This is a genomic window from Intestinicryptomonas porci, from assembly GCF_033971905.1.
GTDB lineage: Bacteria > Verrucomicrobiota > Verrucomicrobiia > Opitutales > Intestinicryptomonadaceae > Intestinicryptomonas > Intestinicryptomonas porci.
On the sequence record NZ_JALBUT010000007.1, the window covers coordinates 1 to 21,514 of the forward strand.

20 protein-coding genes are annotated in these 21,514 nt (G+C 42.7%); 6 read left to right on the forward strand and 14 right to left on the reverse strand.

Annotation, left to right across the window (positions count from 1 at the left end):
- The 3 genes from MOX91_RS06470 to MOX91_RS06480 all read right to left on the reverse strand — a co-directional run.
- A partial coding sequence (locus tag MOX91_RS06470; protein ID WP_370397266.1) for a hypothetical protein occupies positions 1–218 on the reverse strand: 218 nt, incomplete at its 3' end.
- 497 nt (positions 219–715) lie between these two features.
- The gene (locus MOX91_RS06475; protein ID WP_370397267.1) at positions 716–1,156 is read right to left on the reverse strand and encodes a DUF805 domain-containing protein; all 441 of its coding nucleotides are present in this window, start codon (positions 1,154–1,156) and stop codon (positions 716–718) included.
- A gap of 589 nt (positions 1,157–1,745) precedes the next feature.
- Positions 1,746–2,129 carry an RNA recognition motif domain-containing protein gene (locus tag MOX91_RS06480; protein WP_370397268.1) on the reverse strand — a complete coding sequence of 128 codons (384 nt, stop codon included), beginning with the start codon at positions 2,127–2,129 and terminating at the stop codon, positions 1,746–1,748.
- Between the two features lie 116 nt (positions 2,130–2,245).
- Between MOX91_RS06480 and MOX91_RS06485 the strand changes: the two genes are divergently transcribed.
- Complete coding sequence (locus MOX91_RS06485) at positions 2,246–3,559, forward strand: putative porin (RefSeq protein ID WP_370397269.1); 1,314 nt, start codon at positions 2,246–2,248, stop codon at positions 3,557–3,559.
- Between the two features lie 43 nt (positions 3,560–3,602).
- Here MOX91_RS06485 and MOX91_RS06490 read toward each other — a convergent pair whose 3' ends face one another.
- The 4 genes from MOX91_RS06490 to MOX91_RS06505 are packed head-to-tail and all read right to left on the reverse strand — an operon-like array spanning position 3,603 to position 6,953.
- Positions 3,603–4,517, reverse strand: coding sequence for a glycosyltransferase family protein (locus MOX91_RS06490; protein ID WP_370397270.1), 915 nt, complete (start codon positions 4,515–4,517; stop codon positions 3,603–3,605).
- A 32-nt stretch (positions 4,518–4,549) separates the two neighbouring features.
- Entirely contained in the window at positions 4,550–5,368 is an 819-nt protein-coding gene (locus tag MOX91_RS06495) for a glycosyltransferase family 8 protein (protein ID WP_370397271.1), read from the reverse strand.
- 1 nt (position 5,369) lies between these two features.
- A complete protein-coding gene (locus MOX91_RS06500; RefSeq protein ID WP_370397272.1) occupies positions 5,370–6,158 on the reverse strand; it encodes a glycosyltransferase family 25 protein in 789 nt (262 codons plus the stop codon).
- Positions 6,159–6,161: 3 nt separating this feature from the next.
- The gene (locus MOX91_RS06505) at positions 6,162–6,953 is read right to left on the reverse strand and encodes a glycosyltransferase family 25 protein (RefSeq protein WP_370397273.1); all 792 of its coding nucleotides are present in this window, start codon (positions 6,951–6,953) and stop codon (positions 6,162–6,164) included.
- A 171-nt stretch (positions 6,954–7,124) separates the two neighbouring features.
- On the opposite strand from MOX91_RS06505, the gene MOX91_RS06510 reads away from it, so the two are divergent.
- On the forward strand, positions 7,125–7,679 hold the full coding sequence (locus MOX91_RS06510; RefSeq protein WP_370397274.1) for a recombinase family protein: 555 nt from the start codon (positions 7,125–7,127) through the stop codon (positions 7,677–7,679).
- A gap of 112 nt (positions 7,680–7,791) precedes the next feature.
- Here the strand turns inward: MOX91_RS06510 and MOX91_RS06515 are convergent, their stop codons facing one another.
- The 5 genes from MOX91_RS06515 to MOX91_RS06535 form a co-directional block, all read right to left on the reverse strand.
- A complete protein-coding gene (locus MOX91_RS06515) occupies positions 7,792–9,195 on the reverse strand; it encodes an NAD(P)/FAD-dependent oxidoreductase (RefSeq protein WP_370397275.1) in 1,404 nt (467 codons plus the stop codon).
- 101 nt (positions 9,196–9,296) lie between these two features.
- Positions 9,297–10,700, reverse strand: a complete 1,404-nt coding sequence (locus MOX91_RS06520; RefSeq protein WP_370397276.1) for an efflux transporter outer membrane subunit — start codon at positions 10,698–10,700, stop codon at positions 9,297–9,299.
- Complete coding sequence (locus MOX91_RS06525) at positions 10,693–12,042, reverse strand: ABC transporter permease (RefSeq protein ID WP_370397277.1); 1,350 nt, start codon at positions 12,040–12,042, stop codon at positions 10,693–10,695. The genes MOX91_RS06520 and MOX91_RS06525 overlap by 8 nt, the downstream gene beginning before the upstream one ends.
- Entirely contained in the window at positions 12,039–12,728 is a 690-nt protein-coding gene (locus MOX91_RS06530; RefSeq protein ID WP_370397278.1) for an ABC transporter ATP-binding protein, read from the reverse strand. Before MOX91_RS06530 ends, MOX91_RS06525 begins: the two co-directional genes overlap by 4 nt.
- A gap of 5 nt (positions 12,729–12,733) precedes the next feature.
- Positions 12,734–14,008, reverse strand: a complete 1,275-nt coding sequence (locus MOX91_RS06535; RefSeq protein WP_370397279.1) for an efflux RND transporter periplasmic adaptor subunit — start codon at positions 14,006–14,008, stop codon at positions 12,734–12,736.
- Between the two features lie 132 nt (positions 14,009–14,140).
- Between MOX91_RS06535 and MOX91_RS06540 the strand changes: the two genes are divergently transcribed.
- Positions 14,141–14,980: a PfkB family carbohydrate kinase gene (locus tag MOX91_RS06540; RefSeq protein ID WP_370397280.1), complete on the forward strand. Its 840-nt coding sequence runs from the start codon at positions 14,141–14,143 to the stop codon at positions 14,978–14,980.
- A 40-nt stretch (positions 14,981–15,020) separates the two neighbouring features.
- Here MOX91_RS06540 and MOX91_RS06545 read toward each other — a convergent pair whose 3' ends face one another.
- Together MOX91_RS06545 and MOX91_RS06550 are read right to left on the reverse strand one after the other, a co-directional pair.
- The gene (locus MOX91_RS06545; RefSeq protein ID WP_370397281.1) at positions 15,021–15,941 is read right to left on the reverse strand and encodes an aldose epimerase family protein; all 921 of its coding nucleotides are present in this window, start codon (positions 15,939–15,941) and stop codon (positions 15,021–15,023) included.
- A 57-nt stretch (positions 15,942–15,998) separates the two neighbouring features.
- Entirely contained in the window at positions 15,999–17,510 is a 1,512-nt protein-coding gene (locus tag MOX91_RS06550) for a lysophospholipid acyltransferase family protein (protein ID WP_370397282.1), read from the reverse strand.
- A gap of 113 nt (positions 17,511–17,623) precedes the next feature.
- Between MOX91_RS06550 and MOX91_RS06555 the strand changes: the two genes are divergently transcribed.
- The 3 genes from MOX91_RS06555 to MOX91_RS06565 all read left to right on the forward strand — a co-directional run bounded on the left by MOX91_RS06555 (position 17,624) and on the right by MOX91_RS06565 (position 21,512).
- Positions 17,624–18,469, forward strand: a complete 846-nt coding sequence (locus tag MOX91_RS06555; protein WP_370397283.1) for a prephenate dehydrogenase — start codon at positions 17,624–17,626, stop codon at positions 18,467–18,469.
- Between the two features lie 4 nt (positions 18,470–18,473).
- Positions 18,474–20,441 (forward strand): 3-phosphoshikimate 1-carboxyvinyltransferase, encoded by a 1,968-nt coding sequence (aroA, locus tag MOX91_RS06560; RefSeq protein ID WP_370397284.1) that lies wholly within the window; start codon positions 18,474–18,476, stop codon positions 20,439–20,441.
- 81 nt (positions 20,442–20,522) lie between these two features.
- The gene (locus tag MOX91_RS06565; RefSeq protein WP_370397285.1) at positions 20,523–21,512 is read left to right on the forward strand and encodes an AAA family ATPase; all 990 of its coding nucleotides are present in this window, start codon (positions 20,523–20,525) and stop codon (positions 21,510–21,512) included.
- Positions 21,513–21,514: the final 2 nt, after the last annotated feature.

Consider the following 21,514-nt stretch of genomic DNA (forward strand, 5'->3'; position numbering starts at 1 on the left):
CGCCAACTTCGTATTACTCTATAAAAACTAAACAGCATAAGAGGCATTGTAGGACTTCCGTCCTCTTTGCCTCCATTTTTTTCTACTTCTTCTACCCTCATCCCACTACCTTTGACGATGAGCGAAAAAACAAGCAAAGCGCAAGCGGTGCGCAGTTTAAAAGTTTTTTCCATAAGGAGAAACAAAGGATGGCGTGCAAGCGCAATCCCCCCCCCCATATCTTAAAACCTTGTTGTTTCAAATTGTCTCGAGTTTTTTGCATAAATTTGGACAACACCAAATATTGTGAAAGGAATTTTTCGATAATAGATTTTTCATAGTTTGACTCCGCATTCTACGAGCACTCTCAGTCTATAGTTTTGACTCGCGTTTGCATGCGCAAACTGTCTCGCCCTGCGGGTCTTTTGCCTACGGCAAAATCTCATTCGCGCTTCGCTTAAATTCAAAGTTTCTGTATCTGCGGTGTTGGATTATATCTTCAATAAGGTCATAAATAAAAGTTTATAGGAGATTTCAATAAACCCTATTGTACGATTGACGAAAACGCTGAAATCGTTCCTTGTGTTATAATTTTCAATGGTACAAACGCCGCGAAAATGTATAAAAGTGAAAAATATCCAAAATTAAATGATTTGATCACCGAACTTGGTGTTAAAATTGAAATAATTGATAACAGTAAAATGTCTATAAAAGAATTAAGTTTTCTCCAATTTTGTCATTCCAATGGATCGACACCGTATTTATTTTCTCCGACACTACCCTTTTTAACCATTAAAAATATCGTGCACAGTGTTCCGCCAAATCCTCGAGATATCAAACTAATCAGCATAAAAAGCAAAATCCACCAACCGGACAAATTTATGTCGTGCAAACGGCGAATTGACGCAAATATACCCATCGCAAGAAATGGGACTAAATAAAGCAACAAAACTATAAATACCAATCCAATCAAGGCAAACATTTGGCTATTCGTCATTGGGTTTGTTTCGGGATCTATTTCAAAAAAGCCTATCAAATGCAAGCACAATAAATAAATTGCACAAACAACTCCACCTATGGCATAAAATATCGCATTGAACATTATAAAGTCTCTACGGCACATCCTACCTTTACCGTTAAATACAAGATAAGAAGTTAATTTCCATTTATTTGACATTTCGTGAACCTTTCCAATTTATAATTATGACTGAATTAAGTGAAAACTTTGCATAACGCAATACGGCAAGAATAAAAATATTCCACAATCCATAATATAAGCAAACATTATAATAAAAATATTCTTTAAATTATAGAAACTCCACTTTTTAATTAAGCCAATTATAGTTAGCACAGCAAACACGGGAAAAGTAAATAAGAAAAGATAATCTAATATTATAAAACACATAATCAGCCCAATAAACAATTCGTCAAACGCAGTCATATTAAACACCCCATCCCCAATTCACATAAACTGATATTATAAACGCACAAAAAGAAAGAAAATATACAGCAAAAAATATCGCCATATTTCTATTTGAAAAGAATATCAATTTATAGTGCGAACCAATAGCATAAGAAACCAAGAAAAGTGGCATGGTCAAAAGAATCAAGCATATCAAAGACCCAAAAAATTCAATAAGCGTCATAATTACCAATCTTTTAATTGATTCGTAATTATGTAGCATTTAAGAAAGGCTGCAAGTTTTTATTCGCCAAATTTGCGCTTGGAAAAGCTTGGGCGGTCTTTTGAAAAATTTTTGTCGCCGTTAGGGAACTTTTTTTTGACCGTCCTTTAAAAATCCCCTGCCCTTTGGAGAATTTTTGAAGAATCGTTTTTTACCGTTTCTTTCCGCGTCAAAATCAAAAGACGTCTTTGGGCGAAATCCATTAAACCCGCCGCTTTTGGAGGTGCGAGAGCGCGCTTTTTCGACTTTTATCGCCCTGCCCTGCATCATAAATCCGTTCAAAGATTCTATTGCGCCTTTTGCGTCGGCGTCCTCGGACATTGCAACAAACGCCATTCCGCGCGGTTTTCCCGAAAATTTATCCTTTAAAATTTTTATTTTATCGACTTTGCCAAACGAGGCAAACAGCGTTTCGATTTCCCCCGATTCCGCGGAGTGCGGCAAATTGCTTACAAATATTTCCATATAATTTTTTAATCGAAAAAGCAGACATCAAAAAATTAAATATTGCAAGCAGATTTTAGTTAAAAGGCATATTAAGCTTGCAAAAATATTTTCACAAACGAACATATTTTGGATTTATGAATATTGCAAAAGCCATAAAGTTTTTAACGCTCGCTATTGCGGCTTTGGCGTCAATGCAAGTGGCTTTTTCGCAAGACAAGGACGTATTGGACAACCTTTGCGGCAAAAACATCATATCAAAAGACGAAGCCTCAAAAATCGCAAAAGATTTGGCTTTGGTCTTCCCGCAAAAAGACGGCGCGATAAAAACAAAAGTATGGGGGTTCGCCCAAATAATGTCGAACTACATGTATAGCGAAACCACCCATGAAAGTGGCGAAGATTGGGGAGGTTTTATTTTAAGAAGAGCCTACATGGGCTTTCTCGCTGAAATCCCCGACAACTGGAAAGCCGCCATAGATATCGACTTTTGCAGAAGAAACACAAGCGGCTCCGACTACCTTTTGAACTGCTACGTTGCCAAGAAGCTCGATTTTGATTTCACAAGCGGGACATTGAACATCGGGTTTAAAAAGGTGCAAATGGGCTATGAAGAAATCATAGGCGCTTTCAAAATTCCCACAATCGATACTTCTATCGTTTCCAGATATTTTTTCTACGCCCAAAACAATAGCAGAATCGGCATGGGCATGCGCTACACGGGGCTGTTTTGGGATGGCGAAGTGCGCGGTTTTGACGGCTTTAAATACCACCTTGCCCTGACAAACTCGATGAATAACACCATAATGCTGCACTCGCATTTGTCGGGAAAAGAATCCAATCCTGTAAGCGCAAACAATGTAAATTTATGGGCGGCATTTTTCTATTCGAAAAAATTTTGCGAAGACTTCAAAATAACATTTGGAGCAAAGACAGGGTTCGGCAACCAGGCATTTATCGTTTCAAACGATAAATACGGCTCGATTTTCCAAGTAAATCCCTTTGTGGAGCTAAAATACAAAGACGATTTAACGATGTGGCTTGAATCCGTAATTTCAAACATTGAATACGGTTCGCTTGACAGAAACGGCTACGCGACGCCCGTCGGATACAATTTTAATGCGGAATATTTTATCCTTGATTTTAATAAATACGGAAGGCTTAGCCTCGTGGGAAGGCTTAGCCAAATTTTTACAGATGGAAAAGGGATACTGCCCAAAGACGTGCTTACGGGAGCGAAATCAAGCTCGCATCCCCGACCATTCGACATCTATTTTGACCGCGCAACGACGATATACGGCGGGCTTTGCTGGTACATACGCGACCATAACTTCAAGTTCTTTGCGGGCTACGAATACGCAATCTTCGACCATCCAGTGAACTCGAGATTTTTCGGAGACATCGAAACTAACATGCACATATTCCGAACGCAAATCCAGCTGAGGTTTTAAACAAAGGTCATTTGGGTAAAAAATTCTTTAATATAATTAAATCTTATTCTTCTTTTAAAATATCCATGATTTCGGGGTAAGCATGCAAAATTTTCTCGCAAGCCTCATCTCCCGACAAGCCAGCCGCATTGTTTTTTCTGTTTATTTTGCATAATCCGTGCTTCTGGCTTCCTTCAATGCAATACAAGTGGGCATCAAAACCTTTAACTACGCCTATTTTTGTTTTTTTCAAAACCGCCATTGTCCAAAAATAAAAATCGTCTTGAGTGGGAAGTAGATATTTTATCTTTTCAACATTTAAAATATCTCCGTGTAAAGAATCGGGCGGAAAAAGACATCCCGAACCTCCTAATAAAACATTTTTATAGCTTGGATAAAAATAGTTGGTATATAAATGTTTTCTATTTGAGATAGTTTTAAATTTATTTTCCAAAACTATTATTCGCCCTGCCCTTCTTACATAAATATTATTCGGATTTTTTAAATATGCCGCATACAAACTTTCCAACCAATCCTCTTCGTAATACAAGTCATCGTCTGCTGTAATGATAATATCATTGGGATATTTTTTTAATGAAGGAATCAGCTTTTTATAAGATTTTAAATCTTCACACCAATCAATGGTAAGCCCAAAATCTTTTAGTTTTAATAAATTTTCAGGCAATTCTTCTTCTCCTTTTGGAAATTGCTCCCGTGCGAGCCACAATATTAAAACATTCGGCTTTATGCTCTGTCTTAACAAAGTATTAATCGTCAAATGCACCGTTTTTATTCTTTTAGGAAATGTTGTCAAAGATACAACCAATTTTGGGCTTCTCAATTCATCAGATAACCCATAAGAAGTTGCCGGTTTATATTTAAATAAACATCTATGTTTAAACATCAGCCTCAATCCCAAAAAATGGATAATCAAATGAGAATCCAACTCTTTCAAATAAAATAATTTTTTCAGATTCATAATCCTATGCTTAAGCAAAAAATATATTAAAATTACATATTTATTTTATTATATTTTCTTTTTTTAATCATAAAACTTTGAAACAATAATAAAATGAAATATTTATACCATAACCATCTCCATGCGCTAAAAGAAAACTTCTTCCAAGGTTTATTGGTTCCTATATAGTGAACAATTTTTGCGTCTTTAAATTTTTTAGAAAAAATTTTTTGATGGATATGCTTAAAATTATAAACTATGTCGAGTTCTTTTATTTTTCCGTCAAAAACAATATTAATCACGTCCTGATCACAAAACTTAAAATCTCTTTCATGTGAAATACTAAATAAAAGATCTACTATATTTGATTTTCGAATTTCAGAAAGATTATATAAGATAACTCCGGCATTTATATAAAAGCTGTTAATTCCAAGAGATTTTTTATATTCCACGTTCATATTCATAAAATCAGGAACTCCCGCGCAGTAATATCCGGAAATATCTTCAACAAAAAGTTTTGATATATCTCCATTTATTATAGTATCTCCATCAAGATACAAAACGCTGTTAAGACTTGGCAAAATTTCAGGAAGAATATAGCGAAAATACGTTTCGACTGTTATATGTTTTACCGGAAGTTTCAATCTAAGAAAACGGTCTTCTTCTATTTTATGAAAATGGAATTTTACATTTGAGAAAAAATTTTCCATCATGCGGATTTTTCTTATATTTTCTTCGGAAAGAGAAGAATATATAATATTGATATATATATTATATTTTTTGTTGTTTTTCAAAAGCGAAAAAATTGAAACACATGTTGGATTTACAAATCCATCGTTTATCGCATAGGCTATGTTAAAAATTCCACTCATGTTATACTTTCCTTATTTTTGTAATTTTAAGAATAAATTTTTTAATTCCGTCCCTTTTTATAAGTTGGCAAATTCTGCCAAAATACGTAGAAATTGAGAAAACCTGCCGCGCAAACGGATAAAAATTACGCTGTTTTTTGCGCTTTCCAAAAAGCTCTATGTCCGAATCATTATTGCTTCTTGCAAAAACAACGGGAGGTAGAAGAGTTTTAACGTCAATATTGAATTTGTGGTATATGTGCATGTTGGAATCTGCGGTAATTCCAAATGGCAGTATATTGCTTAGGAGTGTCTGTGCCGTTTTTTTATTTAAAGCATATCCCCAAAAACATCCCGAATTTCTTATAAATTCACAAATTGAAAAATCCCCGAAATCCTCTTTATTATACAATAAGCGTTTTTTGGTTTCGACTTGCAAGCGAATGAAATCCCATTTGTTAAAATGCTTTTTTATGAAATCTATTGCCTGCGGGAATTTGCCGTCTATAAAAATATCATCTTCAAGAACAACAGCAAAATTGAGGTCTTCCGATACAATTTTCTCCCAACATTTTATATGGGCTATATGGCATCCGATTTCGCCTTTGGTTAAAGGTTTGGGATAGGTTTTTCTATTTTTTTCGCAAGAATAATATTTGTCCAATTCATTTTTTCCCAAAGCAGAAACATCAATTCCATCCGAACGAGCACAAGCAAAACCAAGCCTTTCAATTTGGGATTTTACATATTCCCAACGCTCTTTCGATTTGGGCATATTTATTACAAATATTTTAAAATTCAAAGCATCCATCGGCTACTTAAAAATAGATAAAATTAAATATTTGAATTTATAAACAAGTTTTGCCAATGGATGATGGTATTCCTTATTCAAATCCCGTTCCCCTATTTCAGATTCAACATTAGAATGCGAGCATAACTGGGGAATCAAGCCCATCACATCAAGATTTGTTTCCCAAGTGAATTGCAAATCCACATCTATAGGGCGATAAAAAACCGATCGTTTTTTCAAAAATTCAACCGCACCTTCACGACTTATTACATAAGCTTGTGTCCCAAAAGGAGGCTTTTTCCATTTTACAAGCTCAAACTCATACGGAGAATCATAAAAAATCCCAACATCAACAGGAGTTCTCTCTATTATTTTTTTCTTCCTTCCTGAAAAAAATAATTTTATGTAGTTCCATTTTTTATCTATGGAGTTTAAGACATGAGGTATTATTTCAAAATATGGCTCTAAAATTATGTCGTCTTCCAGTATAATGGCATAATCCAAATTATCCCGCACAATTTTTTCGCAAGCCTTCAAATGGCTTATATAACAGCCTATTTCCGCTTTTTTTAGCGGAATATAATATTTTTTTCTATTTAATTCCTTTGAATAATATTTATCGAGAAATTCATCTATTTGAGCATTTCCATCAACAGCCGAAATACGTTCAAAATCCCAACCAATGTTTTTTAACTGCATCGCCATTTGTTCAAGCCTATCGAAAGACCTGTCCAAATTTATGACAAAAACCTTATAAGACGGTTCGGCGCAAAAAAACGTCCGTTTAAAGTTCGTCTTTTTAGTTGAGTTTTTCATTTTGGTTGTTAATTGAAAATGTTTTTTTAGGGTCATTTATAATAATTTGAATTTCAAATAGTTATACTTGTTTATTTTTTGCGTCCCAAGAAAAAACATTTTTGAAATTTAATTTTTTTTAAACGGACGTTTTTATAACAATTTTCAACCTGAGAAGTCAATTTATTTTTTATGAACTACGCATATTTAAGAATAAGTACAGAAAAGCAAACGCTTGAAAATCAGCGTTTTGAAATAGAAACATACTGCATTGCAAACGATATAAAAATAGATATTTGGGTTCAGGAAACCATAAGCGGAACAAAAGAGCTAAAATACCGCAAGCTAAACATGCTTCTGCGCAAAATGGAAGCAAATGATATGTTGATTGTCTCTGAAATATCGCGACTTGGGCGTAGCATCATAGACATTATGAATATTTTAAGCCTATGCATAGAACGCAAAATCACGATATTTTCCAAAAAAGAAGGCTACAAGTTTGGCAACGACATCAATTCAAAAGTTCTAGCTTTTGCGTTCGGACTTAGCGCGGAAATAGAGCGCAATTTGATTTCTGCAAGGACAATAGAGGCTCTCGCAAGAAAAAAAACCCAAGGGGCAAAACAGGGCAGACCTTTCGGGAAAAGCCCAAAAACGGAAAAATTAATACTTAGAAAAGAGCAAATTAAAAATCTTTTAAAGTCGGGCGAGAAATTAAAAGACATATCGCAATCGTTGCAAGTTTGAGAATCGACGCTGAGGAAATTCATAAGAAAAGAATTGCCGTAAAAAAAACTCCAGAAGATTGTTTTCGGGAGTTTTGAATTTTAAATGTTTTGTAAGTTATGCCAAGAGTTTATTACACCAAGCCGTTTAGCATTCCGTAGAAGTAGAGCGGTTTTAGCATATACACTTTCAAGTACCAGCCAACCGCCTGCTCTTTCGACATGTCCCAGAAATTTAACGGGAAGGATATTTGCTCTTTTTTGTCGTAGTCGAATTCGCACATTATGAGCTTGCCGTATTCGGTCACAATCGGGCATGCGGCGTATCCGTTATATTTTTCGGCAGGCTCTTTGCCTTCCATTATCGAAACCAAATTTTTTGCCGCAACGGGAGCCTGTTTGCGAATGGCAGCCGACGTTTTTGATGTCGGAATTCCAGCAACGTCGCCCACAACCATAATGTTTTTGTACTTATTGTGGACAAGCGTTTCCTTGTTTGTCGCCGCCCAGCCTTCGGGGGCGAGTTTGCCTTCCGTCCAGCTTAACCCCGACTGCTTAACGAAATCGGGAGCCGTCATCGGGGGCAGAAAATGCAAAAAGTCGTAATCTTCCACAAACGGTTCGTAGGTTCTTTTTTCGACGACTTTTTCAACCCCGTTTGCGTCTTTCTGCTTTTCGGAAGAGACGACGATTTTTTCCATGTGGACTTTCTTTGCGAAGGTGTCAACGCCCTTTACGCGGACTCTCGTTGAAATCGAAACATCGCGCTCCTTGTATATTTCCAAAAGCCTCGGCGTGAAGTAAGGAACATCGTAAAGAACTTTGCTTGCGGTGAAGAAATCGAGCTTCAAATTTTTGCGCGTTCCCTTTTTGCGAGCGAGGTGTTCGGAAAGCAGGCATATTTTCTTGGGCGCGCCGCCGCATTTATGCTTTGTGTAAGTGTCGGTATAAATGCCTCTTCCGCCTTTTTCGACGAATTTCTGCATTCCCTGCCATGTGCGGATTGCGCCTTGATGGTCGTATATGCAATAGGCGTCGCCCTGTCCCAAAGTCTCGCGGGTTATGCCTTCAACTCCGTCCCAATTTATCTGCAAGCCGGGAGCCAATACAAGAAAGTCGTAATCTATAACGCCGTTTTTCAAGGTCATGACCTTGTTTTTGTCGGGATCTACACCGACGACGCTGTCTTTCACCCACTTGACGCCGCTTGGAATGCAATCCGACTGTTTTTTGTAAACTTCGTCGGGAGAATACACACCCGAAGCTATGAGGGTAAATCCCGGCTGATAGTAGTGCAAGTCGCTCGGGTCTATGATTGTGATATTCGGATTTGAAAGGAGTCTCTTTAAGCGCGCCGCCATGCTGATACCCGCAGCCCCGCCACCTATAATCACGATTTTGCCGCTTGCGCTGCTTGACGAGCATCCGCTTGCGCCGAAAGCCATTGTTCCAAGCCCCGCCGCCGACATCATTTTTAAGAATTTGCGCCTTGAAATGCCCGTAAGCTTGACTTCACTCGCGATTTTAAAATCTTCCATACAACTTCCTTTTATATTGTTTAAATATTCAATTTTCCAAAAATATGTAAAAAAATCCGAAAAAAAACAAGATTTTTCGGATTTTCAAAATTGGCAAAAGACTAATCTTTATTTTCGGCGTTGTTTTGCCATCCGCCGCCGAGGGACTTATAAAGAAGAATGATGTTATCCAAGGACTGTCTGCGCGATTCCAGCAGAGACTGCTCTGCCACAAGCATTGTGCGCTGGACGTCAAGCAAGTCCAAAAACTCCAATTCTCCCGCCTTGAAAAGCTTGAAAGAAAGCTCGTAGGCATCGACATTGCTCTTTACAACATCTTTAAGAATTTCCGTTTTCTCGCGCTGTTTCACGGAAGAAACCATGGCTTCCTGTACTTCTTTAACGGCGGTTGCAACCACCTTCTCCCAAGAAACGCCCGCTTCTTTTGCAAGCGACTCCTGCAATTTCACGTTGTAATAAGTCTTGCCCGAGCTAAACAAATTCCACGAAACAGTAGGTCCGACGCTCCAAGAGCCGTATTGGCTGTCAAACAAGTTCGCCTTCGCGGGCGCGCTGTACGAAATATTGCCCGTTATCGAAAACTTTGGATAAAAGTCAGCCTCCGCCTCTCCTATTTTTGCGACGGCAGAATGAAGCTTGTATTCCGCCTCAATTATATCGGGGCGGCGTTCCAAGAGTTTTGCGGGGACTTGCAGGGAAACGAATTTCTCAAATTCGGGAAGCCCCGAAACGTCTTTAAGCTCCTCTTTGAGCGCGCCAGAATTTAAGCCGAGCAGAAGTTCGAGGGCGTACCTTGCCGACTCCTTTTGCGCTTCTATGGAAGGGATTTGCGAAAGCGTTGACCTAAGCTGGGCTTCGGAGCGCACATAGTCGAGCTTTGCAATCAGGCGGTTTTCCAAACGCTCTTTTATGACTTTCAACGTCTTTTCCTGCGTCTCCAAATTTTTGCGGGTAATAGACAAATCCTCGCAGTAAAACCTGTAAAGAAAATAGGCGCTTGCAACATCGCTTGCAACCTTTATGCGAACCGCATTCTTATTCGCCTCCGCCGCCATGTAATCAGCTTCCACGCTTTCAATGCCCCTGCGGACGCCGCCGAATACGTCGATTTCCCATCCGACTCCAAGCTCCGCGGAAGTGTAGCCGCGAGAAGAGCCACTCATGTTTCCCCTTTCGGCAAAGCCGCCCTTTGCGTCCAAAACGGGAAAGAGCCCGCTTTTGGAAATTCCAAGCTGATACCCCGCCTGCTCAACAGAAATTCTTGCGATGTTCAAGTCGAAATTATGCTCCAACGCCCGCTCTATCAAAGAATTTAGAAGCGGGTCGTCAAAAACTTCCCACCACTTTTCGATGTCGCCACCGTCTTCCACCGCCTTGAAAAGAGGGGCGTTTTCAGCGTCGAAAGACTTCGGCATTTGCCCGTATTCGGGTTTTTCAAAGTCGGGGCCGACCGCGCAACCGAACAACAACGCGGCAAAAAACAAAGGCATGTATTTTTTATTCATATCTCAAAGCTTCAATAGGGTCAAGTCTTGCGGCTTTCCATGCGGGATAATATCCGAACACCACCCCCACCAAAACGGAAACACCCACAGAGAGCAATATTGCGGAGTAAGAAACGGTCGAGGGCCACTTCATCGCAGACGCCAAAACCATTGACGCACCGTGCCCGAAAGCAATGCCAATCAATCCGCCCATAAAGCATATCACGACAGATTCCACGAGAAACTGGCGGAGTATGTCGCGCTTTTTCGCGCCAACCGCCATTCTAAGCCCGATTTCTCGCGTCCTTTCAGTCACGGATACAAGCATTATGTTCATGATGCCGACACCTCCCACGATAAGCGAAATGAACGCCACGCAAAGCAAAAGGTTTGTCATGTTCTTGGTAGAGCCCGTAAGGAAATCGGAAAATTCGGACATTGTGCGGATTTGAAAATCGTTTTCGACACCGCTTGCAAGCTTGTGGGTAGAGCGCAAAACCTTCGTTATTTCCTCCACGGCGGAATCTACAAGCTCGGGAGTTCTCGCCCATGCGGAAATGCTGTCAACATTCTGAAAGCGCACTGGCGGCAAATTGGAGTCAGACGACGGCGGATAAAGGCTTGTGGCGTCGGGATAAGTTGAAGAAGTGGAAGTTGCCGTAGTCGAAGAGGAAGAGGATACCGATGAAATGGAAGTCTGCCCCGCGCCCGTAAGCCGCGCTTTAACGGCAGTCCACGGAGCTATCACAGTGTCGTCCTGGTCCATGCCAATCATGTTCGCGCCCTTGCTTTTAAGAACCCCTATCACCTTGAAAAGCACATTTTGTATGCGTATGTCTTTGCCGAGAGGGTCTTCACTCCCAAACAATTCACGTTTTACGGTAGAGCCTATAAGGCATACTTTCGACCCTCTTAATACCTGCAATTTTGAAAACATTTCTCCGTCTTCAACCTGCCAGTTGCCGATTTCAAGATAATCTTCGTTGACGCCGCTGATGCCGAACGGACTCCAGTTTTTGCCGCCGTAAACAACCTGCCCCCTGACTGAAATCACGGGAGTGGCAAGCTTTACGGACGGGCATTCCTTTAAAATTTCCGAAACATCCTGCGCCGTCAAATTCGCCTTTGAACCCGCGCCTGAGCTGACCCCGCCCATCATTCCCGCACCGGGGCGTACAGTTATGGAATTTACGCCCATGGCGGAAATGCTCTTTTTTAAACTGTCCTGCGCGCCGGCTCCGACTTCCATGAGGGCAATGACCGCGGCAATGCCAATCACAATGCCAAGTGTCGTCAAAAACGTGCGCATGGGATTGCGCAAAATGGACTTTAATGCCGATTTCAATATGCGCCAGTTTTTCATATAATCCTGTCGTCTGTTATTTCTCCGTCAATTAAGCGCACCACCCTCTTCGCCTTTTCGGCGATTTCCGGCTCGTGCGTCACAAGCACGACGCTCACTCCGTCGCATTCGTTTATTTGGCAGAACATATCCATGATTTCCTCGCTCATTCTGCTGTCCAAATTCCCCGTAGGCTCGTCCGCAAATAGGATTTCGGGAGAATTTACAAGAGCCCTCGCGATTGCGACCCTCTGCTGCTGGCCTCCCGAAAGCTGGGATGGCTCGTGCATCATTCTGTCTTTAAGCCCGACTTTTTCGAGCATTTGCTCGCCGCGTTCAAGCATCTGTTTTTCGCTCAAATGATTTGCCGTGTAAAAGAGCGGCATTATGACGTTTTCAAGGGCGGAAGTTCTCGGAAGCAAATTGAAGCTCTGGAAGACAAAGCCTATCTTTTTGTTGCGGACGTCCGCCCTGCCGTCGTTGTCGAGTCTTGAAATTTCAACGCCCTCCAAAAAATACTCTCCCGAAGTCGGACGGTCAAGACAGCCCAAAATATTCATGAGCGTGCTTTTGCCGGACCCCGAAGTCCCCGTAAGCGCAAGCATCTCGCCTTTTTTGACGTCTAAGGAAATAGACTTTAAAACAGGCAGTTTTACATCGCCCACGATGTAGGTTTTGCAGATGTTTTTGAGACTTATCAAATTCATAATCCTTACTTGCCGTTTTTCTTGCGGGCATGCGGAGGTTTTGGCATAAACGGATTGGACGCCGCAGAAGAAGCCGCCTCTTCGTTTGAATTTATGCCCGTAACCACGATTTCGCCGCCTTTAAGCTTGTCGGAATAAACGGCGGTAAACGCGCCATCGGAAATTCCAGTCTTAACTTCCACCTTGAAAATTTGCGAACCGTTCAAAATCCAAATTGCGCCGCGCCCCTTGCCCAAGTTTTCCGACGCGCCGAAAGGAGACCATCTCAATGCGGAATTTGGCACGCTCAATACCCCTTTTGCAGACTCGACCTCAAACTTCAAATTCGCAGTGAGATACGGCAGCAGCTTTTCGTCGGAATTGTCAACCACGACTTCAACGATGTAAGTCACCACGTTTTGGGACATGGTGGCATTCAGCCTGATTTTGCCAACCTTGCCGTAAAATGTTTCAGAGGGCATGGCATCCACGGTAAACAAAACGTTTTGCCCCTGCTTAACATAGCCTATGTCGGCTTCGTTTACAGACGCCCATACTTCCATTTTTTTCAAGTCTTTGGCTATCGAAAAGAGGGAGCTTACGCTCATGTTTGAAACAACCGTCTGACCTATGTTCACTTTTCTGTCGATAACAACGCCGTCAACGGGCGCCTTAATTTTGCAGTAGCTCAAATTGCGCTCCGCAGTTTTCACGTTTGCCTGCGCCTGCTCGATTTCAGCCTGTGCAGTTTTTATGGACGCCTTGCAGACGTCAATTTGAGCAGCGGACTGCTCGTATTCGGAAAGATAAGAATCGTGCGAAGCCTGCGAAATTGCCTCCCCCACTTCGAGGTTTTTAATTCTGAGCCAGTCACGCTCCGCCCTGTTGAAAGACGCCTTTGCCTGCGCAAGGCTTGCTTTCGCCTGCTCCAAATTGGAGTTTGCCGCGCTAAGCTTCGCCTTGGCAACCAATAAATCCGACTGGGGAATTTGGTCATCAATAAGTGCCAAAAGCTCGCCCTCTTTCACTCGCGAGCCGTAATCGACAAGATTTCCGTCAACGTCTTTGCCAAATTCCAAAATTTCCCCCGAAACTCTCGCGCCGACATCGACCAAATCCTCAGGCTCCACCGTTCCCGTCGCGTCTATTGAAACAGTAATGTCCCTAAGGGCGATTTCCGAAGTTTTGTAGGGCGGAATTTCCTCCGTTGGCGCGGAAAAATGGAAATAAGCTCCCAACGCCACAGCCAAAACCGCAATCAAAACAAAAAAATTTCTCTTTGAAAGTAAAGATTTCTTCATAGACAAAACTAAAAAATTTTATAATTGTTTAAACGTGATTTTTTATAAAAAGTTTCATTTTGCAAACCGCAAATTTTTTTGAATAAAAAATCTTTAAAAACAAACGTCTAAAAACCGATAAAAAACAAGATTATGCAAAAGAAAATTTTATCTTTCGGAGAAATTGTTTGGGATATTTTTGAAAATAAAAAAATTTTGGGCGGAGCCCCGTTTAACTTTGCACGCTTTTCACGAAAGTTCGGCGCGGACGCCTACATTTTAAGCGCGGTAGGCAAAGACGAAAATGGCGCGGAAGTATTCAATTTTATGGCGCGCGAAGGAATGCCTTCCGATTTTGTGCAGGAGCTTGAAGGCGAAGAAACCGGCAAGGTTCTCGTAAAAATCGAAAACAACGCTCCTTCATACGAAATATGCTCCCCTGCCGCCTGGGATAAAATCGAAATAACACCGCAGGCAGTAGAATTTGCGGCGAGTTCAAACGCCATCGCATTCGGCACTCTCGCGCAAAGAAGCGACGTTTCGCGACAAAACCTCTTCAAAATAATTCGGTCAGCGTCAAAAAAATGCCTGAAAGTCTTTGACGCAAATCTGCGCCAAAACTTCTATTCAAAGGAAATAATAACAAGCTCTCTGGAAATCGCAAACATTCTGAAAATAAACGAGGAAGAACTGCCCGTCATTTCCCAAATGTTCTCGATATGCGGAAGCCAAACCGAATGCGCGCGCAAGATTTTTAAGATGTTCAACCTAAACTATCTGGTTTTGACCCGCGGGGCCGACGGACACATGATAGTCTGCGAAGATAAGGAAATAACAGGCAAGAGCAAGGTGGAAAAGATAGTCGATACCGTCGGAGCGGGAGACGCTTTCACAGCGCGTTTTGTCTCTGAAATTCTAAGCGGAAAGACAGCGGAGGAAGCGTCAGATGCCGCCGCAATCTCTGCCGCGAAAGTCTGCGCAAAAGAGCTTTAATCATTTTTGCGGCTTTCGCGCAAAAAATTGCAACCGCGCCTTAAAAAACGGAAATATCCACTGAAAATGTCTGGGAGGAATGCGGCTTCACAAGCGAAAGCCCGCTCTTATGTTCTGCGCAATTAGGTAGCCCCATCCACGGCTCAACGCAATAAAACGGGCTTTCATCGCTTTCAGTCCACGTCACGACGCTCGCACAGGCGTCAGGCTTCGAACTTTCGCCAATTCGGATTGAAATGTCCTCTTCCCCGCTTTTAGGCCCGAATTTCACAATGTTTGTTTTGAGCTTGCAGTTAATCCTGTTCCAGAGCCTGCCGTCCGAAAAATCGGCGGGAAACGCCGCTTCCACGGGAGAGAGTTTGCCCGCTTCGTCAAGTTTAAAGGCTTTTTTGGCGTCGCAAATTATGCGGTAGTCTTTCCGCGAAGCCCCGTCGTGCCACGGCATTTTAAAATAAAAATGATGCCCCGCGCACCACGGAATTTCAACATCTGAATTGTTCGCAAGGCGCAGGTCGCAACCTATCGAAAATTCGTTGAAACGATAGCTTACAACAAAGTCGTAATCATAGGGATAGTTTTCGCGACATTGCGCATCGGGCTTGAATTTTGCCACAAACGCAAAATCGGTTATATCGACGATTTCAAACTCCCCCTGCCTCGCGTACCCGTGCTGGGGCATATTTAAAATTCTTCCGTCGGGAGTTTTCCACTTGCCAAGCTCTCCGTTTAAATGGCTCCTGCCGCAAAACGGAAACAAAATCGGATTTCCGCCGCGAACAGAGGCAAAGCCGCCTTTCATGTCGGCGTTGTCGGGCCAATATATAACGTCCCTCAAAGAGCCGTCCGCAAGCGTCAAAAACCAGTTCATAAGGCGCGCGCCGCGCGTCGGAGAGGCGATGAAAGTCGAAGCCCCGACTGTCCATTTATAAAGTTTTTCCCCGTTAAAATCTACAATTTCCATACAAAAAACATAAAAGCCGATTTTTAAAAAATTCTCAATTTGTTTTTTGAATTTTTTTTAGAACGCTATTTTTGAGGAATTTTTAAGTAAAGACACAATTTCTTCTTTTGACGCCGATTTTAAAAGCTTTTTTGCATCGAAAACCGCGCCGCCATTGCGGTTTTTAAATGTTATTTCGGAAAAATCCAACGGCTCTTTCAAGCCGTATTTTTTTAGCATTATTTCAACCCTTTCCAAAATCGGTCTTGAAAAATCGTCTTCAGAAAGCTCGGCGCAAAACTTGACAAACTTCGGCTTCTTTCCGCCCTTTTTAAAAAAGCCGTAAGATTGCGCCGCCCGTATTAACTTTGCGTCAAACTCATACTTGCCCGAAGCGTCAAATACCGCCAAAAGTTCCGGATATTCTTCGCTTAAAGACATTAAAACATCTTTTCGCTTAGCCATGTCAAACGGAAGCGATAGAACCCTCTCTGCAACGCTCAATCCTTCAAAGCATTCCGCAATGTCCTCGTTAAACAAGAGAGTAAACGCCGCGTCGGGACGCGCCTTGCGCAAAGTGGAAAATATCGGCAAAACCGAAACCGCCTCTGTCAATTCAGATGGCATTTTGAAGATAAAATTTGAACGTCTCGGAAGCTCTTTTAAATTAAAATGCTTTAAATACTCCTCAAAAACAACCCTGCGATGCCTTATTTGGAAGCGGTACTTGGGATGAGTCTGAGTCTTCCACCTCTTGTGGAGCCAAAGCCAGTCGCGCCTTGCGGTTTCGTCGCTTTTTATTTTGTTTTCAAGCCATAAGTTCAAATTGAACAAAATTTCTTCAGACTCCGAGCCTTCTATAAATTCCCCGTCGATTTCCGCACTCCAAAAGCCCGTGCGCTTCGCCCAAACCACGGCGACTCCGCTCCGCCACCTGTGCGCAAGAATTTCCGCAATTTCCGAAGTCGATGCAAGCCTTCCGAAAAACGGCGAAAGAACTCCCGCCGCTCCCGCATCTTGGTCGAACAAAACGCCCACGCAACCCTTGTTTTTCAAAAAGTCGTTCGCCGCGAAAAGCCCGTCCTTTCTGGACAGCAAATGGACGCCGTAACGCTCTCTCGTCTCCTTCACCCACGACTCTATTCCGTCGTTGTCAAAGGGGCGGTAAAATACTCCCGTCTGCGGCATTTTCAAAGGAGAAAGCATCGGAAGCATCGTAATGGATTCCATCATGCAAAAATGCGGAATCATCAAAACCAAAGGGCGAGGATTTTCTTGAAGATTTGCAATTTCCGAATTCAAAAATTCCGAAATGCGTATGCGTTTTTTCAGCTCTTTTTCGCCGATGTACGGGCTTGCCAAAACAAACAGCCCCATTTCCACCATTCGCTTGGCGGATTCGTATGCGATTTCTCGAATTTCGCTTTTTGGCAAGTTCGGGAAGCAGTGCTTTATGTTGGAAAAGGCAACCCTTGCGCGGGAATTGGGCACATAAATTATGAGAAAGCCTATCGCCTTGCAAATGCCGCTTGAAAAAGAGCGCGGCATGAGCGCGAAAAACCTTCCTGTTATCGACAAAAATATCTTCATAAAGAAAAATAATATATAAAACAAAAATAAATGAAAACCGCAAGCCTCAAAAATAAATCCGTTTGCGCAAAAGAGTGTTGAAAAGACGCGGGGATATTGCAATATTCTAAACCATGATTTTATTTGACAAAATTGCGGTTTTGGGCGCGGGACTGCTCGGCAGTTCGCTCGCATGGGCGTTGAAATCAAGGGGACTTTGCAAGGAAACCTACATTTGGTCGCGCTCCCAATCAACGCGCGACAACTGCAAAGGCAAACCTTGGGCAGACCGCGTGTGCGACACTTTGGAAGAAGCGGTGCAAAATGCCGATTTGATAGCAATCTGCTCTACCGCGTCGTCAATTCCGATTATTGCAAAAGAAGCGGCAAAATACGCCAAGAAAAGCGCACTCATAACCGATGTCGGCTCGACAAAACTCAACATATCCGACATCTGCCTTGAAATTTTCAAAAACGGCAATTTCGTGCCGTCTCACCCGATGGCAGGCTCCGAAAAATCAGGGGCTGATTTTGCAGATAAAGACCTGTTTAAAAACGCCGCCTGCTTTGTCTGCCCGACTTCCAACAAAGACGCGACAGAAAAAATCGCGGCAATGTGGCGGGAAATCGGAATGGATGTGCATTTTGTATCCCCAAAAGAGCACGACAGAATTGCCGCGGAAATAAGCCATATTCCGCAATGCGTGGCAAGCACGCTTGCAAACTTCGCCTCAAAAGACTTCTCTTCATACAAAACTTTCGCGGGCAACGGATTTAGAGACACTACAAGGATAGCAAAAAGCGATGTTCAAATGTGGAAAAGCATATTGAAGGAAAACGCCGCGAATATTTCAAACGGATTGGACGAAATCATAGGAATGTTGGAAACACTCTCCCGCGCAGTGAAAATCGGAGACGAAAAGTTTATCGAAGAATTTTTAAAAAACGCAAAAAAAACGCGTTCCGAATTGGACAAATAAAACCATGGACTATAAAATAGAACCTTTCACAAAACCCGCCTGCGCCGCAATACAGGCTCCCGGGTCAAAAAGCATAACAAACCGCGCACTTTTGCTTGCCGCAATGGCGGGGCAAAAAATAAAAATTTTTAACCCCCTCGTTTCGCGCGACTCCCAAATTATGGCGCAATGCCTTAAAAATTTGGGCTTTGAAATAGAGGAAGGCGAAAATTTCATATCAGTTTCAGGTTCCCCCAAAAAAAGCGCGAAGCTCTTTGTCGGCAACGCAGGCACGGCGGCGCGGTTTTTAACCGCATTCGTATGCGCAATAAAAGACGGAGAGTTTGAATTCGACTCCGACGAAGAAATGTACAAAAGGCCCATGCGCGGCTTGATTGAAGCTCTCGAACATCTCGGAGCTGAATTTACATTCAAAAAAGAAAGTTTTTCATTCCCGTTTTCAGTCAAAACAAAGGGGTTTTCGGGAGGGGAAATATCGCTTGACGCAACCCAGTCGAGCCAAATTCTATCGGCAATACTGATGTCGCAAACCCTTGCAAGTTCCGAAACTTCCATAACTTTAAAAGGCGGGACGGTTTCAAAACCTTTCGTTGAAATGACGGTTAAAATGATGCGCCAGTTCGGATTTGAAGTCGAATGCCCTTCAAACGGAAAATACATCGTAAAAAATTCCAAAACTTGCAAAATTTCATCTTACACGGTTGAAACCGACGCTACAGCGGCAAGCTATCCCATTGCGCTCGCGGCGGCAACTTCGGGCGCGGTGCTTGTAAAAAACTTTCCCCGCGAAGGATTGCAGGGCGATGTCGGGTTTGCGCAAGTTATGCAAAAAGCTGGTCTTGTAAAATGCCGCCGCGTGGGAAACGACTTGCTCGCATTAAAGTCGGAACCTTCCGCCGAAGCGTGCGAATTTGACTTTAACGATATTTCAGACACTTTTTTGACGTTTGCCGCAATAGCTCCGCTATTCGGGCGCACAACTAAAATAACGGGCATTGCACACACCCGAAAGCAAGAGAGCGACAGGGTGGAAGCGATGGCAAGGGAAATTTCAAAATTCGCGAAAAAAGTCGAGTTTGACGAAGATTCGATAACAATTTTCCCATACGAAAAATCAGAGCTTGCCCAAAAAATTTCAAGCCCCGTAAAAATCGAAACCTACAAAGACCATAGAATTGCCATGTCGCACGGCGTTGCGGGATGCGCCGATATTTTTGGCGGCGGAAAGGCGTGGATTGAAATACGCGACCCGCAATGTTCGTCAAAAACATGGCCCGACTTTTTCAAAATCCTCGAACAGTCAAGAAAGGACAGCATGAAATTTAAAACAGTCGCAATCGACGGCGGAGCCGCAGTCGGCAAGTCGAGTGTATCGAAAGAATGCGCAAAAACCTTAAACTATATGCACGTTGACACAGGCTCGCACTACCGCACAATCGCATACATTTTGCTTGATAAAGGCATTGCGCCGTCGCTTGGCGAAGACGCAGTTTCGCAAGCATTGAAAGGCGTTGAAATATCGACTTTAATTTTCGGAAATTCTGCAAGGATGTCCGTCGGTGGAAAAGAAATAGAAGATTCTTTGATACGCACCGACAAAGTAAACCAAAACGTATCTTTGTTTGCCGCAATGCCACAGGTAAGGGAATTTTTGAAGGGCTACCAGCGTTCAATGGAAGGCGTCGCGAAAGAAAAAAACTTTGCGGGGCTTGTAATGGAAGGAAGGGACATAGGCAGCGTAATTTTCCCGAACGCGGAAATTAAAATATTTTTGGACGCAGACGAAGAAACCCGCCGCAAACGCCGCGCAAACGAGGGTATATCCGACTCCATTTCAAAGCGCGACGCCCTCGACAAAAACCGCAAAACAGCCCCGCTCGTCCGACCCGAAGGCTCCGTTTTGATAGACACTTCAAACATGTCGAAAGAAGAAGTGATAGCCAAAACCCTCGCCTTGATTGCGGAAGCCTGAAATTTTGCGGAACAAAAAAGCGGGGCGTTTGTCTATAATCTTTAATTTTAATTTCATTTTTACGAATTTAACAATAAGAACATGAGCGCAAACCTATCAGAAATAAACGATAAAGTAAGGCAATCCTCGGATTGGACAATCCTGCTTAGGGGAGAAATTTCAAAAAACGTCGTCGGGCAAAAATACCTTGTGGACAGAATGATTGAAGGCGTCCTCGCAAACGGGCACATTCTGCTTGAAGGCGTTCCGGGGCTTGCAAAAACACTCGCAATAAAAACACTTGCATCCGCCGCCGAGGCGCAGTTTAACCGAATTCAGTTCACGCCCGACCTCCTGCCTGCCGACATAGTGGGAACTTTGATTTTCAACCAGTCAAAAGGCGAATTTGTAACCCAAAAAGGCCCTGTTTTCGCAAACTTTGTGCTGGCTGACGAAATCAACCGCGCGCCCGCAAAGGTGCAAAGCGCGCTGCTTGAAGCCATGCAGGAAAGGCAGGTGTCAATCGGAGGCACAACCTATCCCCTGCCCTCGCCGTTTTTGGTTTTGGCAACCCAAAACCCAATCGACCAGGAGGGAACATACCAGCTCCCCGAAGCGCAAGTTGACCGCTTCATGTTCAAGCTGAACGTAGGCTATCCCTCGAAAGAAGAGGAAAGGCTCATATTGGACATGATGGCAAAAACAGACGTCAAAACCGAAATCAACACGGTTGTGACTCCCGAAAAAATAATGCAGTCAAGAAAAGTCGTCGATGAAATCTATGTGGACGACAAAATAAAAGACTACATCGTAAATTTGGTTTTCGCAACCAGAAAGCCGTCGTCGTACAAGCTCGATTTGGATAATTTCATACGCTTCGGAGCGTCTCCGAGAGCGACAATCGCCCTCTCTTTGGCGTCAAAAGCCCACGCGTTCCTGCAAGGCAGAGGCTATGTTACGCCACAGGACATAAAAGACATCGCCCCTGACGTGCTGCGCCACCGACTAATCCCCTCTTACGAAGCGGAAGCCGAAGGCGTCACAACAGAAGCAATGATAAAGGAAATTTTGGACAAAGTCGCGGTTCCCTGATT

Bases quoted from the DNA above. Each gene is read 5' to 3' on its own strand.
- MOX91_RS06475 (WP_370397267.1), bottom strand. From the start codon at position 1,156: ATGTCAAATAAATGGAAATTAACTTCTTATCTTGTATTTAACGGTAAA.
- MOX91_RS06480 (WP_370397268.1), bottom strand. From the start codon at position 2,129: ATGGAAATATTTGTAAGCAATTTGCCGCACTCCGCGGAATCGGGGGAA.
- MOX91_RS06485 (WP_370397269.1), top strand. From the start codon at position 2,246: ATGAATATTGCAAAAGCCATAAAGTTTTTAACGCTCGCTATTGCGGCT.
- MOX91_RS06490 (WP_370397270.1), bottom strand. From the start codon at position 4,517: ATGAATCTGAAAAAATTATTTTATTTGAAAGAGTTGGATTCTCATTTG.
- MOX91_RS06495 (WP_370397271.1), bottom strand. From the start codon at position 5,368: ATGAGTGGAATTTTTAACATAGCCTATGCGATAAACGATGGATTTGTA.
- MOX91_RS06500 (WP_370397272.1), bottom strand. From the start codon at position 6,158: ATGGATGCTTTGAATTTTAAAATATTTGTAATAAATATGCCCAAATCG.
- MOX91_RS06505 (WP_370397273.1), bottom strand. From the start codon at position 6,953: ATGAAAAACTCAACTAAAAAGACGAACTTTAAACGGACGTTTTTTTGC.
- MOX91_RS06510 (WP_370397274.1), top strand. From the start codon at position 7,125: ATGAACTACGCATATTTAAGAATAAGTACAGAAAAGCAAACGCTTGAA.
- MOX91_RS06515 (WP_370397275.1), bottom strand. From the start codon at position 9,195: ATGGAAGATTTTAAAATCGCGAGTGAAGTCAAGCTTACGGGCATTTCA.
- MOX91_RS06520 (WP_370397276.1), bottom strand. From the start codon at position 10,700: ATGAATAAAAAATACATGCCTTTGTTTTTTGCCGCGTTGTTGTTCGGT.
- MOX91_RS06525 (WP_370397277.1), bottom strand. From the start codon at position 12,042: ATGAAAAACTGGCGCATATTGAAATCGGCATTAAAGTCCATTTTGCGC.
- MOX91_RS06530 (WP_370397278.1), bottom strand. From the start codon at position 12,728: ATGAATTTGATAAGTCTCAAAAACATCTGCAAAACCTACATCGTGGGC.
- MOX91_RS06535 (WP_370397279.1), bottom strand. From the start codon at position 14,008: ATGAAGAAATCTTTACTTTCAAAGAGAAATTTTTTTGTTTTGATTGCG.
- MOX91_RS06540 (WP_370397280.1), top strand. From the start codon at position 14,141: ATGCAAAAGAAAATTTTATCTTTCGGAGAAATTGTTTGGGATATTTTT.
- MOX91_RS06545 (WP_370397281.1), bottom strand. From the start codon at position 15,941: ATGGAAATTGTAGATTTTAACGGGGAAAAACTTTATAAATGGACAGTC.
- MOX91_RS06550 (WP_370397282.1), bottom strand. From the start codon at position 17,510: ATGAAGATATTTTTGTCGATAACAGGAAGGTTTTTCGCGCTCATGCCG.
- MOX91_RS06555 (WP_370397283.1), top strand. From the start codon at position 17,624: ATGATTTTATTTGACAAAATTGCGGTTTTGGGCGCGGGACTGCTCGGC.
- aroA (WP_370397284.1), top strand. From the start codon at position 18,474: ATGGACTATAAAATAGAACCTTTCACAAAACCCGCCTGCGCCGCAATA.
- MOX91_RS06565 (WP_370397285.1), top strand. From the start codon at position 20,523: ATGAGCGCAAACCTATCAGAAATAAACGATAAAGTAAGGCAATCCTCG.